Source organism: Butyricimonas sp. DFI.6.44 (assembly GCF_022132345.1).
Taxonomy (GTDB): Bacteria; Bacteroidota; Bacteroidia; order Bacteroidales; family Marinifilaceae; genus Butyricimonas; species Butyricimonas muris.
This window is the reverse complement of record NZ_JAKNJD010000005.1, coordinates 138469-154709: the sequence shown is the minus strand read 5'-3', so window position 1 is coordinate 154709 and position 16241 is coordinate 138469. Positions and strand designations below refer to the sequence as shown.

11 protein-coding genes are annotated in these 16241 nt (G+C 45.6%); all 11 read right to left on the bottom strand.

Annotation, left to right across the window (positions count from 1 at the left end; translation table 11 throughout):
• Position 1: 1 nt before the first annotated feature.
• Complete coding sequence (locus L0M98_RS08635; protein ID WP_227215572.1) at positions 2-3583, bottom strand: SusC/RagA family TonB-linked outer membrane protein; 3582 nt, start codon at positions 3581-3583, stop codon at positions 2-4.
• 141 nt (positions 3584-3724) lie between these two features.
• Positions 3725-4855 carry a FecR family protein gene (locus L0M98_RS08630; RefSeq protein WP_186975789.1) on the bottom strand — a complete coding sequence of 377 codons (1131 nt, stop codon included), beginning with the start codon at positions 4853-4855 and terminating at the stop codon, positions 3725-3727.
• Between the two features lie 89 nt (positions 4856-4944).
• The gene (locus L0M98_RS08625; RefSeq protein WP_186975790.1) at positions 4945-5514 is read right to left on the bottom strand and encodes an RNA polymerase sigma factor; all 570 of its coding nucleotides are present in this window, start codon (positions 5512-5514) and stop codon (positions 4945-4947) included.
• A gap of 130 nt (positions 5515-5644) precedes the next feature.
• Positions 5645-6418 (bottom strand): inositol monophosphatase family protein, encoded by a 774-nt coding sequence (locus tag L0M98_RS08620; RefSeq protein ID WP_186975791.1) that lies wholly within the window; start codon positions 6416-6418, stop codon positions 5645-5647.
• Between the two features lie 10 nt (positions 6419-6428).
• Positions 6429-7430 (bottom strand): FKBP-type peptidyl-prolyl cis-trans isomerase, encoded by a 1002-nt coding sequence (locus L0M98_RS08615; RefSeq protein WP_227215571.1) that lies wholly within the window; start codon positions 7428-7430, stop codon positions 6429-6431.
• Between the two features lie 31 nt (positions 7431-7461).
• On the bottom strand, positions 7462-8469 hold the full coding sequence (locus L0M98_RS08610) for a hypothetical protein (protein ID WP_227215570.1): 1008 nt from the start codon (positions 8467-8469) through the stop codon (positions 7462-7464).
• A 3-nt stretch (positions 8470-8472) separates the two neighbouring features.
• On the bottom strand, positions 8473-9324 hold the full coding sequence (locus L0M98_RS08605) for a histidinol-phosphatase (protein ID WP_227215569.1): 852 nt from the start codon (positions 9322-9324) through the stop codon (positions 8473-8475).
• Between the two features lie 3 nt (positions 9325-9327).
• Positions 9328-9831, bottom strand: coding sequence for a flavin reductase family protein (locus L0M98_RS08600; protein ID WP_227215568.1), 504 nt, complete (start codon positions 9829-9831; stop codon positions 9328-9330).
• Positions 9832-9880: 49 nt separating this feature from the next.
• Positions 9881-11668, bottom strand: a complete 1788-nt coding sequence (argS, locus tag L0M98_RS08595; RefSeq protein ID WP_227215567.1) for an arginine--tRNA ligase — start codon at positions 11666-11668, stop codon at positions 9881-9883.
• A gap of 227 nt (positions 11669-11895) precedes the next feature.
• On the bottom strand, positions 11896-13152 hold the full coding sequence (locus L0M98_RS08590; protein ID WP_227215566.1) for a TolC family protein: 1257 nt from the start codon (positions 13150-13152) through the stop codon (positions 11896-11898).
• A 48-nt stretch (positions 13153-13200) separates the two neighbouring features.
• Complete coding sequence (locus L0M98_RS08585) at positions 13201-16236, bottom strand: efflux RND transporter permease subunit (protein WP_186975795.1); 3036 nt, start codon at positions 16234-16236, stop codon at positions 13201-13203.
• Positions 16237-16241: the final 5 nt, after the last annotated feature.

Below are 16241 nucleotides of genomic sequence, written 5' to 3'. Positions count from 1 at the left end.
TTTAAAATGTTACATTTAACGTAAACGAATAATTCGGGCGCAAAGACATGTTTATGGTCGGAGCGGCTCCCGATTGAGTCACGTCCTGCCCTTTCAATTTCTTATTGGTAATCGTGAATAGATTAGTACCCGTCAAGCTCAAGTAAGCCGAATTGATTCCCAATTTTTTACAGAATTTATCATGCACATTGTAACGGAATGTCACGGATTGCAATTTCAAATAGTTACCGCTCACCACGCGTAAATCCGACAAATCATACATCGCGTAAATGTCATTATCGGCAAACTTGGTCATCTTACCATTACTGGTGTACTTGCTTTGTCCCCACCACGGCAAAGTTAAAGCCTCGGAAACCTTCACCCCCGGAATATTGGTCTTGTTCTCGTCCCCCGGACGCTGCCAACGATTCACAAACTCTTTCCGCATATTCCGTTCCGGATAAGGAGTGATATTATTCTCTTCACACAATTTCAACAAACGCACCTTATTTCCAAAACTATACGCAAAATTCATGGAAAGACCGAACTGGCGATAACCGAAATAGTTGTTGATCCCCCCCTGCAACGTGGGCACACGAGTTCCCGATTCCACCAATACCGCATCCCAAACCTCTTCGTCCGTCATATTGCAATACTTCTCGTACAACGCATCAGCTTGTTCTTCCTCCGTACCATAGAAAATCGGGCGACCGTCCACCGAACTCAAACCTTTGAAACGATAAGAGTAAAAGGTCTGCAACGGCTTGCCTTTCAATTCGACCGAGCCCCTCAAATAGTCCGAGAATTTGATTTTATCCTGCACTGTCCGGTCCTTATTATTGATGGCCTTACTGATTAAACTATTCACCACCTGACCAATCTGCGGGTCAAAACGCCACACGAATCCCCGCTTACCGGAAGCATCCACCTTCTGATTAATCGGGGTAAAGCTCAAACTCACTTCCACTCCTTGATTTGAAATCTCTCCCTTGTTCACCACATAACTCGATACCCCGTTGATTTCCGATACACTCTTACTCAAGAAAGCATCTTTCGTGTGCTTGTAGTAATAACCGATAGAACCGCTGATTTTATCCTTCCACAAACTGAATTCCAAATCAATATTGTAAGAAGAAGTCAACTCCCACTTCAAATCCGGATTAGGATAATACTTTATCGTGGATGAAAACTCGTTATACCAACTGTTCAAATCTCCCTTCTCGATAATCATCTTGGAAGTCTGGTTATCCAACATATTCCCTTGGTGACCGTAAGAGAACTTCAAAGCCAAACGATTGACTGCATTACTGTTTTTCAACAAATCCTCTTTCACATCCCAACGTCCAGAAATAGACCAAATAGGCAACAACTTCTCGTTACTCCGGCTACCAAACTGGTTAGAACCGTCTATACGGGTATTGAAATTCAAGGTATAACGATTATCATACGTATAGGTAATCGCCAAATAAGCCGAAGTTAAATTCGTCAGCGTTTCCGAAATCGACGGTTTATTCTTGGCCATCCAATCCCGATATTGACCGTATTTATACAGGAAAGTTCCATCAATGGAAGCAAAAGTCTTCCCCCGTTCCGGATAGTATCCCCGGTGTGTCGCCGCATAACTATTATACCGTTTGGAAGACATCTCCCCTCCCAATGCGACATTCAATTGATGGATATCCTTAAACATCTGATTGTAATTAAATTGCAAACGCACCAACCAATTCCGGCTATCCGTACTACTCTCCTTCAATTCTCCCCCTAGCGGACATTCGGAAGATGTATCATCACTCCCCTTTTTACGTAATTTTGCCACATACCAAGAATCTTCCTCGTACACCGTTTCCTGTGTATTGCGTCCAAAAGTGTAAGAAGCCGTTCCCTCCACGTTCAAATAAGGCAAAACCCGGTATTTCAAATTACCCGTGAACGTCACGGAATGCGTGTTCATCGTCTGGTAGGTAGTTTCCATTTCATTTTCAATGTTGAAAGGATAAGAAAGATCACGAGTTGATCCTCTCATATAAAACCACCGTGACCCGTCCGGATTGTAAGCCGGTATGGCACGACTCATTTCGTACGCGTATTGAGTTACACTCGTGGGAGTATACCTACGTTCATTCACGTTCCCGATAATACCGAACTGGAAATCCACTTTCTCAAAATTCCCGTTCAATTTCAAATTAGCCGTGTAAGTCTGATTCTTTTCCTTTTTGATTACCCCACGCTCGTCATTGTAACCGACAGAAGCATAGTAACGAATATTCGGAGAACCACCCGTCACGCTCAACGTATGTTTGTTGGAAAAACTGTTTTCACACAAAATATCAAACCAATCCGTATTCACCCGCTCGTAATAATTCGCCTTTTCTTGGAATTGGTCAAACGATAGTATTCCCGCTTTATAATCAAGATATGCCGCCTCGTACCCAACCCAGTTGGAAACATTCTTAAACTCCATTCCCCGGTGGAACATCTCCCGCGATACATCAATACGCTCTTGAGAGTTCATCAAGTTGATTTCCCGATCGGAATAATAGGGACGACGGTTCAAAGTTCCTGAAATAGAATACGTAACAGAGGGAGGTCCCACTTTACCTTTTTTCGTCGTAATCACAATTACACCGTTAGCGGCACGTGTACCGTAAATAGCCGTGGCAGCAGCATCTTTCAACACGTCGATCTGCTCGATATCATCGGGGTTTAAACCGGAAATGGCGTTCCCCAACAAATTCACGAAGTCCAAGTCGTTCAACTGTGACGGATCCACGTTCACCGGATCAGCCAATACCACCCCGTCCAACACCCACAACGGTTCCTGATTACCCAACACCGTGGAAGTACCGCGGATTCTGACTCGGGCGGCAGCACCCGCCTGACCGGAGTTCTGCATGAAAATCATACCCGGCACGTGTCCCTCCAGCATCTTGTCTATCGAAGCAATACCCGCCACCTTAATATCATCCATCTTCAAGGTGGTCACGGCACTCGTCAAACGACGACGGTCAATATCCTGATAACCGGTTGAAACCACTACCACCTCGTCCATCTCCTGTACATCCTCTTCCAGCTTGATCACGTACTCCGTCTTTTCACGCTTCACCGGCACGAATTGAGTCTTCATACCGATGAAAGAAACCACCAACGTATCGACATCCTTCTTCATCTCCATGGTAAAAGCCCCGTCGATATCCGTCGATATCCCGATAGTAGTTCCCTTCAAACGAACCGTAACACCGGGTAGGGCTTCTCCCGCTTGATCCGTCACCTTCCCTTTCAGCTTCCACGTTTTGTCGGGAGCCACATAAGGCAAACGTTTGATTACAACCACGTCATTAACAACGTTGTAAGTCAACCTCAACGGCGACAACACTTTATCCAGAACCGCTCTAAAATCTTCGTCTTTCACGTTTACCGTGATCAACTCACTTACTTTCAACAAAGAAGAGTTATACAAAAACTGTGTGCCGGTCTGCTCTTTCATCGCGGCAATAAACTCTTCCATAGTCGCATCTTTCAACTCCAGTGACACCTTACTCTGCGAAAATGCAGCAGCGGCAACACTCAAATTAAACGCCAAAATTAGAATACATGCTAATCTCATAATACACCACATCTTTTTTTGGTACATAAAAAGCTCCCCAAACCTAAAACGTTTGTTTTTTTGCATAACTTTGTAAAGTATTTAAATTAATACATCGAGCACGGACTCCAGACCTAGGAAATTTGTTGTCCGTGTTTTCTTTTATTCATACAGGAACACTACATCACCATCTATTTTATATTTGACCTCCTCCGAAGCGGCAAGCACCTCCAAGAAAGTTATGATAGAATCATACCGTTTCAGATTACCCGTGAACCGAATCTCTTTCACCTTGGGATTCTGATAGAAAATCGTAATACCATACCATCTCGACAAGGTACACATCACATCTTCAAGGCGTTCCTCCTTGAAGATGTACCATCCGTCTTTCCACCCGACATACTCCTCCACGTTCACTTCCCGCTTGCTCAACGCTCCCCCCGGGGAAGCCACCGCTTGTTCTCTCGGCAATAGGGTCACGCTTTTGCCTTGCTTGCTCGTGAACATCACTTTCCCGGAAACCAAGGTCGTCAACACCGCTTCATCATTGTATGCCCTCACTCCGAAAGAAGTTCCCAACACGTTTACTTTTCCCAATTCCGTTTCCACAACAAAGGGACGCCCGTCTTTCGTTACATCGAAATAAACTTCCCCTTTCACGGACACCACTCTCTTCTCTTTCGCGAAACGAACCGGATATTTTATTTTACTCCCGGCATTCACCCACACTCGCGTCCCGTCATCCAAAATCACGTTACACTCTCCCCCTAGCGGTACATTTAATTCATTATATACTAATTCATCACCATGAACAGAATCTTGCTTGTACGAGAGCAAACCTTCCTCCATCCGAATCGTTGAACCGCCTTTTTCCTGAATCTCGTTTCCTTGCAAAACGTCCACGACACGCCCGTCCGACAATTTCAACTGCACGTTCTCCCGCTTTGCCAATACCACCGGCTGCTCTTGTTTTTCTTCTTGCCACATCATCCACATCCCGGCACCCAACAACGGTAAAATAAAACAAGCCGCTACAGCCACCCGCCGCAAGATAATCCTTATCTTGTTTTTCTGTTGCTGCTTCTTGAAAATCTCGTAAGCCTTTTCAGGAGAAAAACGCTCGTAACGGGCAAAATGCTTTTCCAGATAAACATCATCCTCCACATCAAAATAGACATCGTGCAAAGCCTTATCCTCCATCAATTGCCCAAACTCTTTCTGTTCCTCATCCTGCAATGTATCGGAATACGCTTTACGCATTAATGCCACAATCTTATTTAAATCTCTTTTCATCTTATTTCCTAATTACACTCATAAAATGCACGACATTTCATTTGGTGTGACAAAAACGAGAATTATTTTTCAAAAAAATGATTTCTTTATCAAGAAAGGAATACGGTCAACCAGAACAAATGAGCGGAATCTTTCATCTTCTCCCGTAAATACTTGAACCCACGATTCTTTTGAGTCTTTATAGTGTTAATGGAAATACCCAATTCTTCGGCAATTTGATTGCCGGAATATCCTTTTATACTCAATAAGATTATTTTTCTTCTTTCCTCGGGAAGTTCATCTATATAAAAATAAAGCTGCCGTACCAGCTCTTCCCGAACCGTTTCCGCAAATTCTTCATCCGTGAAATCGCTTTCTTCCTGCAAGACCTGTTGCACGTAACGTTCTTGGAATTTCTCCCGGCGCAAATGCATCATTGCCTGATTGTAAGTCGACCGATAAAGATAATAGGTAAGATCATTTACTTGAGGGAATTTACGCTCACTTTTCCAGACATTCATCAAAACCTCCTGCACCAAATCCTCCGCCACAACAGCATCCCGAATAATTCGATCCGCATAAGAACATAACGCGGCATAATAATACGTGAAAACACTTTTCCATGCTTTCTCGTTCTTATCATTCACCCCATGTAAGATTTGCGTTACATCTATTCCCATAAAAGAATACTCCTTTGTTGCAAAGTTATACAATAAAAAAAGACTTTCTATCTTATCCGGGAAAAAATTAAATCGCTTGAGATAATTGTATCATAAAATCTGGATACGAAAAATGGGCTATACAGCCCATTCATCGTATATAATCTTCTATCTTTTCCAATAGCTTGGGATTCGCTGTCATAATCGCTATTCCCCGATCATATCGGAAATGCTCTACCACTCCTCCGGCTTCCTGTACGATCAGAACCCCGGCACATACATCCCAAAGTTTCAGACCGAGCTCCCAGTAACCGTCCAAGAATCCGGCAGCCACGTTACAAAGGTCGTAAGCGGCAGAACCCATACGCCGGATACCTCGCAAATGCGGCAATATACGGCTCAAATTATCAATATTATTAACGGGATTTATCCCTTTATCATACGGGAACCCGGTAGCTAACACACTCTGATTCAAATCCGTCTTAGTAGCTACATGAATCTGTTTACCATTCAGAAAAGCACCTTTACCCCGAACAGCCGTGTACAACTCATCCGTATAAGGAGTATAAACGACACCTAATACCGTTTCACCCTTGTATTGCAAGCCGATAGAAACAGTGTACACGGGCAGTCCTTGGCTATAATTATTCGTTCCGTCCAAAGGATCGACCACCCACAGATAATCACTATGCAAGTCATGCTCACCGCTCTCCTCTCCCAATACACTATGATCCGGGAAATGCTTCCCGATACGCTCCAACAACATGGATTCACTCAGCTTATCCACTTTCGTCACCACATCATGTATGGTCGATTTCGTCTCTATATCCAAATGCCCACTCCTGAAATTAGAACGTTGCACTTCCCCCACTTCTCTCGCCCAAGCCACGGCAAGCTCCAAGGTGCTTTCCAGACAAATATTCATAAACTAATCGCTACTTGGCATTAGGTTTTCTATTAAAAATTTCAATCTCGTACACGAGAGTTGCATAAGGCGGCATGACATATTGATAGTAATAGTTTAAAATTCCTTTCCCGTATGCCCTGCCGGAAGGTATAAGAATATACGCTTTCTCTCCTACATTCATTTCAGTCAAACCGACTTTCAATCCTTCTATCAAATCAGAAACTTTCCATGTTTCTTTCTTCTCCTCGTCCATTTTCAGGACTGCACGAAGTTTATCCTCGTTAAAATTATCGCTGAATTCATCCAATATATACCCATTACAATGCACGGTAACACTGTCCGTGGGCAAAATAGAAGCACTAGATATTTCTTCGAATTTTACAATTCTAGTAACCGTATCGTTTAGCATTTTCGAAGGAACTTCAATCGAATTCTTTCTATCAAAACCTTTCGCCTTTAAGAATTCGTCCATCAATTCGTATTCATAATCCAACAAACTTCCCTCAATAATTTTCTCTACCTTATACTCGCGATACAAGTAAGTGGAACTTCCCCGAAGTAACCTTGACAAAATGATAGAACCGGATGTTCCTTCCCGAAAATATTTGAAAAAATGGGAATAAACTTCCTCATCCGAGATGACCTGCTCGTAAACGGGACCTCCCATGGGATATTTCGGATTCTGTATCTTCTCACCCCCGATAACCGATACTCTAGTATCATCCAAAATACTCCCGGTTAAAGTCCTATCAGTATAATTCACTAGAATAAATTGCCCATCTTGTGGTTGCTTTTTACTATCATCCGTGCTATAATTAAACACGTAAGCCACATCCTGAAACTTTTGCTTATCAAATTCCACATCGAACACGACGGAATCCCTCGGGCTCTTATCTTTCATGAACTCTCGTACAAGGATACGTTCCTCATCAAAAAGCTCTCTCCAAGTCGGTCCCTTGTCATCATCCGAGCAACCTGCGATACCGCCTGCTAACAAGCAAAGCATCATCATCCAATAATTTCTTTTCATTTTCCGTTTTTATTTAGCTGTTATAAAAATACTACTCTTCTTGATTTTGCGGGAATATCTCCTTTACCCTTACCCAACACCACAATGTACAATAAGGAGGTTCCAAATAATACTTCCCACCACCTTGTGCGCTCTGCGTTCTCCCGGCTGCCCCGTATGCCATCCCGTAAGGGATAAGAATATGAGCCGAATCACCTTGCTGCAATCGCTGCAACCCTTTAGTCAACCCGGAGGGAATATCTCTTTGCCACCGTTCATTAAACAATATCTTTGTTGTATCCTCCCTTATTGCCCTAAATGTCCGAGTACTTAATCCTTTTTCATCCAGTATCCCATAAACCATATTCAGCAGAACCGAATCCCCGGTTTGCAACTTCCGGGTATCCCCCTCTCTTTCCAGAAATATAATATAGGTAATCGTATCCGATTTTACCTCTCCCGGGAGAACATGCAAAGTGTCGGCGGATGAAAACGGAGCCATATAAGCATCCATCAACTCTTTTTCATGCTCCGCGATATCATCGAAAACATTATAAGAAGTCAACTTGTAACGCAAAGTTCTCCCGTCTACCGCACCCAAGACCGACGGGATAATCACCTCACCCCCGGCATCACCCACTCCGATATGCCGAAATGCCTCCCCTAAAAAATTATATCTCGCCGTATCCACCCGATGCAGCACAGGTCCGCCGTAAGCATATCCCGGCGTAAACTCTTCACTCCATTTTTCCGGATTCGTGGTATCCCATATCTTATCATTCAAATCATACATGTCATAATCCATCACCACCCATCCGGAATCCTTAGCCACGTCACCGCTACTGTTATGATTAAAAATAAAAATAGAATCTATCAACATCCCTTTACGACTGTAATAAGGGATTGCCAGCACCTCCCCGGTTGCGTGCTGATTCAGGTAATCATGAATGGCTTGCTTCTCGTTAGCCAACACATCAAACAAATCATCCTCCACTTCCCCGGAACAACCACACAACACAAAGGTTAAAAAACAACCTAAAATGACCAGACATTTATTCATCTTTCAATTTTTAATTTCCGACATAGGTACTTCCTCCCATACCCCGCGATGCAGGCGCATGGTACTCTTTACTCCCGCATCCCGCAACAAGCGGAATGCCAATTCCCGGTTATCATTCACCAATTGAGGCAAATGGGCATCCGAATTTACCATCACGGGAATATTCAACTCCTTCAACCACTTGAAATATTTTACATTCGGGAACATCAATCCCTTTTTCGTGTACGCTTTCGTGTTCACTTCCACCATAACGCCTTTCTCGGCTATCAGTTGCAAATACTCCCTCAACAATTCATTATACCACGCCTGTTCCGTGAGCATCGGATCCACCAACGAACCGTTCATGCAAATCTTATCCAAGTGCGCCACGAAATCAAAACCTCCCAGTTCAACCATACGGGCTAAAGAACGAAAATAATCCCGCACGAGATGTTTCAGGTTATCGTGATAGACGTTCAGGAAATTCTCCCGGAAATCATCGAAACTACCGTCCATATCCATCATCTCACCGGTTTCCCCATTCGTCACCAAATGCACAGAACCGATACGGTAATCCAATGGCATCCGCTGGAAATAATCATTCGCGGGTCCCCAGCCGTCATTCAGGTAATCAATCTCCAACCCCACGTACAACTCGATTTGCCCGGCATATTGTTTCTTCAAGCGTTCCATTTCCTGTAAATACGCCTCAACATCTCCTTTGCTCAACGACCACCGGGTATCGAACGGAAGCGGGGAATGTGAAGATACCCCATAACTATGAAACCCGGCTTCGATAGCCGCTTTCACGAACTCTTCCGCCGGAGCCTTACCGTCACAAAAGGTGCAATGACTATGATATGTACATAAATCCATTCGTTATTTCCTCACCCAAGCATTAATAATTTCAGCCACGTACATCTTGTGGAAATCCTTTTGCCCGTATTGGACATCCGCGATCTTCCGTTCCGTGAAAGCCTCTTCCTTCAAGAAATCGGCATACAACTTCCGGCACTCCAGCACGAGAGATGCTTCCTCGAAAGCAGGATTCCCCGCTTCCGTGAAATAAGGTGTCAACCCGCATTCCTTCACCTTATCCGTGTCCCGACCGGAAACAGAACCGCACACGTTCAATGCCCGACGATATCTCTCGTCAAAGAACGACAACGTGAATGTATCGCGTTTCTCCGTGAACTCGAACGTGTACCGCTGCGGTCGCACGAACACCATCACCACCGGTTTATTCCAAAGAAAGCCCATGCTTCCCCAACTCGCCGTCATCATATTGAACTTCTCCCGGTCACCTGCCGTTACCAGCATCCACTCGTCCCCGATTAACCGGATTACATTCTCGTTTATATCTTTAGGCTCAATTTTCTCCATTATCTTAAATCTTAAATCGTAAATCTTAAATCATAAATCTAAAATCCGTCTACATTCTCTCCGGCATCTCAATCCCCAACATTCCCATCGCGCTACGGATAGCCACGCTACACTGCTGAGCCAACAACAAACGCAAGTTCCGCACCTGCTCGTTCTCTTCTTTCAGTATAGAATAATCGTGGTAGAACTGATTAAATTCTTTCGCCAAATCGTAAGCGTAATTTCCAAGCAAAGCCGGACTGTAATTATCTCCCGCCTCTTTCACCACGGCGGGCAACTTGGCGATAAACCGAATCAAGTTCTGTTCCTTCTCCGTCAACCCGGTATGTATATCACCCGGCACGATTTGTATTCCGGCTTCCTCCGCCTTGCGCAATACCGACCGGATACGCGTATAAGTATATTGGATAAAAGGTCCCGTGTTCCCGTTAAAATCGATAGATTCCTTCGGGTTAAACATCATGGTCTTTTTCGGGTCTACTTTCAGGATAAAATATTTCAACGCCCCGAGAGCCACTTTACGGTACACGTCTTCCGCCTCCTCTTCCGAGTAGCCGTCCAATTTTCCCAGTTCCTCGGAAGTCGTCCGTGCCGTGTGAATCATTTCGGCAATCAGGTCATCGGCATCCACCACCGTTCCCTCTCGTGATTTCATCTTACCTTCCGGCAGTTCCACCATACCGTAAGAGAGATGCTTAATCTTATCCGCCCAATCGAAACCGAGTTTCTTGCAAACCAACGATAACACTTGAAAATGATAGTTCTGCTCGTTACCCACCACGTATATCTCTTGGTCCATGTTAAACTCGTTGAAGCGGTCGTAAGCCGTACCGATATCTTGAGTCATGTACACGGAAGTCCCGTCGTCACGCAACAACAGTTTATGGTCCAACCCGTCACCCGTCAAGTCCGCCCACACGCTACCCATGTCCTTCCGGTAAAGCACGCCGTCGGCAAGCCCTTTCAACACGAGATCACGCCCTTTCTTGTAGGTCTCCGATTCAAAATACACCTTATCGAACGTGATACCCATCATCTTGTAAGTTTCCTCGAATCCTTTCAGCACCCAGTCATTCATCTTCCGCCACAAGGCAACCGTTTTCTCGTCCCCGGCTTCCCATTTACGCAACATCTCCTGCGCTTCCAGCAATATCGGGGCTTGCTTCTTTGCCTCTTCCTCCGTCATGCCCTTCTCCATCAACTCCTTCGTCTGGGCTTTATATTCTTTATCAAAACGCACGTAATAATCCCCCACGAAATGGTCGCCTTTCGTTCCCGTGCTTTCCGGGGTAGCACCATTGGCGAACTTCTCCCAAGCAATCATACTCTTGCAGATATGGATACCGCGGTCGTTCACCAGATTCACCATAATCACATGATGCCCGTTCGCTTTCTGTATCTCCGATACCGACCAACCCAAGAAATTATTACGGATATGCCCGAGATGCAACGGCTTGTTCGTGTTCGGTGAAGAATACTCTATCATGTACGTTTTCCCGCTCGGTTCTTTCGCGTACCCGTACTTCTCTTCCCGTGCCACCTCGTTCAACACCTCAATCCAATAAGCGGCGGAAATCACCACGTTCAGAAATCCCTTGATCACGTTGTAGGTTTCCACCTCTTCAATATTTTGTTTCAAATACTCTCCCAACTCTTTCGCCGTCTCTTCCGGCGACTTTCTGGAATATCGGGTAAACGGAAAAACAACAACCGTCAAATCTCCGGCAAACTCCTTGCGGGTTTCCTGCAATTGAACGTCCTTTTCTGTTAATTCAACCCCGTAACAAGCCTTTACGGCTTCCAGCACTTGCTGAGTAAGCATCTTCTCTATCGTCATATCGCTCTAATCTTTTAAATACTAATATCCATTAGTCTGCAAAAATACAATTTATTGGAAGAAATACCCGTAAAAACTTGAAAATTTACCCGCTTATTATACATTTTTACAAAACGAATCGAGGCGTGCCAAAACACGCCCCAATTCCTTAAGTCCGCAAAATCAATAATCCCCGAATCACCAAATCATAAATCTAAAATCCAAAATCGTAAATCGTAAATCATAAATCAATACCCTCCCAATATCTTCACGTACTCCGCGTAAGCCACCTTATACTGGTAATTTGCCGCGACCACACTCGTGTACGCCTGCAACCACGTGGCTTGAGAAGAAAGTACATCCAATATCGGCAATTTCCCCTCGTTATAACTGAACGTGTTCAATTTCAGATTCTCCTTGGCTATTTCCAGCGTGGAATTGGCAATTTCCACTCGTTTCCACGTTTCGTTGAGCTTCACCCATGCGTTAGCCAACTCCTGCTTCACCTGATCCTGCATCTTACTTATCTCCAATTCCTTGCTCGTTTCCATGGCTTTATTTTGACGAACATATTGACGCTTTTCACCCCAATTAAAGACAGGCATACTCAATTTGGCAAAAGCCGTTGTCGCGAATTTCTCTTTCCCGTCCACGTTAATCAAGGGGGTTCCCCACGATTCTTTCAGCCCCACGGCAAACTGAGGTAAATATTTTGAACGAATGATTTTCGTCTGCTGCTGTGCCAAAGTCAGATTCTGTGTCGCGATCTGATAATCCGCCCGACGCTGCAAAGCGACATCCAACGGTTGTAAGACAGGCACAATCACGGGCTTCTGGATAGAATCCACAAGCACCACGTTTTCCTCCAACGGCGTACCCATCATGATTTTCAAAGATTGCATCGCCATCCGGTAATTCATCGTCGCCGTGGACAATTGCAATTCGGCTTCTTTCAAACGGGTTTTCACCATCAACAAGTCCGTCTTACTGATTGCCCCCTCGTCAAAACGCTTCTGCACGATACCGTCCAACTCGTTCACTATCAATACAAATTCTTGGGCTATATAAAACTGGCTCTCGTTCGCCGCCACCGTCCAGTAATTCACGTCGGCAGCATAGACAATATTATCCGTGGTCAAATCCTCGCCCAAACGAGCTATCGCTTCCTGCAAAACCGCCGCGTCCTTCTGCTTCCGAACCGCACTTCCGGCATACACATTTTGCGAGAGCGTAGCCTCCGCCGTGTAATTATCGTGCTTCATATTCACCCCCTGCATAAACTCCACGTCTTCGATCTGGTACGAATAATTTCCCCCGACCTGCAACTTGGGAAAGAATCCCGTCTTAATCCCTTTCAAGGCAAACATGGCAGCATTCACCGCCTCCTTCGCCTGTTTTATATCCTGATTATACTCCAACACCTTCGCCCGGTATTGCTCCACGGTCAACGTCTGTCCCGTCACCGCACCCGCCAATACCAGCAAAACCCCTATTATTAAAAGCATCTTTTTCATCAATCTAAAATCTAAAATCTAAAATCATCAAATCTAAAATTAATCGGCTTTAATTCTAAATATCAAACAATACGTCACCGGAAGAACGACAATCGTCAACAAACTCGCCACGAGCAAACCGCCCATGATACAAGCCGCCATTCCCCCGAACATCGCGTCAAACAACAAAGGCAACATACCCAATATCGTTGTCCCCGATGCCATTGCCACCGGAACGATTCTCGACTTCGTGGCTTGCAATACCGCATCCAGCGGAGCCAACCCGTTCTCCTGCTCTATACCGATCTGATCGACCAGCACAATCGCGTTCTTGATATTCATTCCGACCAATCCCAACACTCCCAGCAAAGCGAAGAAGTCAAACATCTTGCCCATCACCAGAAGCCCGAACACGACACCGATAAAAATCAACGGCACCATCAACAAAATAATCGTCGGTTTCCGGTAAGTCCTGAAAAGCAACAGCAACACGATAAACATCAGTATAAACGTCAACGGCATATTGGCTGCCAACGCCTCGTTGGATTCCGCCTGACTCTCGTCCTCCCCGAATATCTTCATCGTGTACCCTTCCGGCAAATCCATCTTCTTCACCTTATCCCATACCTGTGCGGAAGCGGCTTTCGCGTTAGCTCCCCGTTTCGGATCACATTGTGCCATCATCACCCGGTCGCGATTGTACCGTTTAATCACGTTATAATGATAATTATAGGCAAAACTATCCACGACTTGTGCCAAAGGGACCGTGAACCCCCGCGTGGCAAACACGGGCAAGGTCTTCATGTTATCCAGATTCTTGCTATCGAACCCGTCCTCTTTCAACAGAATAGGCATAAACAAATCCTTCTCGCGGAAATCACCGAGAGCCAACCCGTTCGTCGCTATTTTCAAAGCATAAGCCACGGATTGACGGGTAATACCCAAACGTTGTCCCCGTTCCTGCGAATAGGCAGGCTCCCACACGGGCACTTTATTTCCCCAGCTACCGCGTACATCCGTCACCATGTCACATTCCCGCATCATGCCCATTGCCCGCTCCGTCAATGCTGCCAGTGTATCTATATTCTCCCCGATAAACCCTATCTCGATAGCCGCTTCCACCGCCGGCGACAACTTGAACAACGAGGAACGGATCAGCATATCCGGGTAATTCTCCCGCACGTAAGTATTCAACCGCGCTTCAACCACCGGGGATTGCTCTTTTTTCTCCACCTCGATCAACAAGTTACCGAAATTCGCTTTCGGACCGAAAGAAGTACTTGCCAGATAATACCGCAACGGCGACCCCCCGATCGTCACGGAAACATTCGTCACTTCCTCCTGCTTCATCAAGTAAGATTCGATATCCGACATCATCTTCTCGGACTCCCGGATACTGAAACCTTCCGGCAGGAAACAATCCGCGCGGAAATAAGGTTTATCCATACTCGGGAAGAAATTCTGCGGCATCACCCCCATGATATACATCGAAGCCAGAAACAAACAGACAACCGACACGATCGTCACCACCTTGTAACGAATCAAGCCCCGCAACACGGACACGAACCTGTTATAAAACTTCGTGTCATACGGGTCTTTCCCCTCGCCCCCGGAATTTTCTTTCAAAATAAAATTACCGAAAACCGTCGTCTGCGTCAATGCCAGAATCCAACTCAAGGACAGGGATATCGCCAACACGATAAACAACGGCTTCACCATCTCCGCCACCGAAGAAGGAGCCAAATACAAAGGCAGGAATGAAAATATGGCAATCAACGTGGCACCCAACAATCCCCATTGCGGGACAGTAGCCCCCCGTATCAACGCGTCCCGCCGTCGCATCCCTTTCTTGATTAGTATCTGGGCATTATCCGTCACCACGATAGCGTTGTCCACCAACATACCCATCGCGATAATAAATGCCGCCAACGACGTCCGGTTCAACCCGACACCCATAAACTGCATGATCAGCATCGTGCCCCCGATAGAAAAGATCAACGAGGAACCGATCAACAATCCGGCACGGGACCCCATCACCAACAAAATAATAAAAATCACGATCACGACAGATTCCACCAGATTCAACAGGAACCCGTTATTCGCCTCCCGCGCGATCTCGTTTTCCGGGTAAAGCGTCACCAGTTCTATTCCCACGGGCATCAACTCTTCCAACTGGCTCAAACGTTCTTTCACCTTATCCCCCGTCTTCACCACATCCCGCTCCGGATCAGTCGAAACACCAATCCCGATAGCCCGCTTTCCATTAACCCGCATAAGGCTACCCGGCGGATCGAGATATCCCTTCTCGATCGTGGTAATATCCCCCAACCGCACCTGTTGTCCCGTTTGTGTCACAATCAACTGGTTGCGGATATCATCCAATGTCTTGTACGTCCCGTCCGCCAATATCTTCAATTCCAGATTTCCCGCACGCTTCTCGCCCGTGTTTATCAATGAATTTTGCGACTTGATCGTCTGCATCAACGAGTTCAGATCCACTCCCGAGTTCGCCAACTTCGACATCGTGATATACACGTTTACCACTTCCGTCTGCTCCCCGTACAAGGCGACTTTCTGCACCCCGTCAACCGACACCAGTTGAGTTTTCAACTTCTGCCCCCACTCCCTCAAATCGTGATAAGAAAATCCTTCCGCGGCAGTCAACCCGTAATAAATACCAAACACGTCACCGAAATCGTCCGAAACGCTGATCGTCGATGCCCCTTGCGGCAAAGCCGGTTGAATATTCAACACCTTGCGCCGCAACTCGTCCCACATCTGCGGCATCTCGTCCGGTGGGGTTGCCGGATTCAATTCAATCTGAATCTTCGACATCCCGTAATAGGAATCCGACTTAATCTTCTTCACCCGCCGCATCGACTGTATTTCCCGCTCGATAGGCTCCGTGATTAATTGTTCCACCTCGGCAGGCGTCGCCCCCGGGTATTTCGTTATAATAACTGCCGTCTTTATCACGAAAGGCGAATCTTCCTTCTTGCCCAACAAATCAAAGGAAAGCACTCCCCCGACCAACAAAATAGCCAAAAAGAAATAAATCACTTTCGTGTTATCCAGCGAATATCTTGCTATATTCATAACTT

Bases quoted from the DNA above. Each gene is read 5' to 3' on its own strand.
- L0M98_RS08610 (WP_227215570.1), bottom strand. From the start codon at position 8,469: ATGAATAAATGTCTGGTCATTTTAGGTTGTTTTTTAACCTTTGTGTTG.
- L0M98_RS08600 (WP_227215568.1), bottom strand. From the start codon at position 9,831: ATGGAGAAAATTGAGCCTAAAGATATAAACGAGAATGTAATCCGGTTA.
- L0M98_RS08585 (WP_186975795.1), bottom strand. From the start codon at position 16,236: ATGAATATAGCAAGATATTCGCTGGATAACACGAAAGTGATTTATTTC.
- L0M98_RS08615 (WP_227215571.1), bottom strand. From the start codon at position 7,430: ATGAAAAGAAATTATTGGATGATGATGCTTTGCTTGTTAGCAGGCGGT.
- L0M98_RS08635 (WP_227215572.1), bottom strand. From the start codon at position 3,583: ATGAGATTAGCATGTATTCTAATTTTGGCGTTTAATTTGAGTGTTGCC.
- L0M98_RS08630 (WP_186975789.1), bottom strand. From the start codon at position 4,855: ATGAAAAGAGATTTAAATAAGATTGTGGCATTAATGCGTAAAGCGTAT.
- argS (WP_227215567.1), bottom strand. From the start codon at position 11,668: ATGACGATAGAGAAGATGCTTACTCAGCAAGTGCTGGAAGCCGTAAAG.
- L0M98_RS08625 (WP_186975790.1), bottom strand. From the start codon at position 5,514: ATGGGAATAGATGTAACGCAAATCTTACATGGGGTGAATGATAAGAAC.
- L0M98_RS08605 (WP_227215569.1), bottom strand. From the start codon at position 9,324: ATGGATTTATGTACATATCATAGTCATTGCACCTTTTGTGACGGTAAG.
- L0M98_RS08620 (WP_186975791.1), bottom strand. From the start codon at position 6,418: ATGAATATTTGTCTGGAAAGCACCTTGGAGCTTGCCGTGGCTTGGGCG.
- L0M98_RS08590 (WP_227215566.1), bottom strand. From the start codon at position 13,152: ATGCTTTTAATAATAGGGGTTTTGCTGGTATTGGCGGGTGCGGTGACG.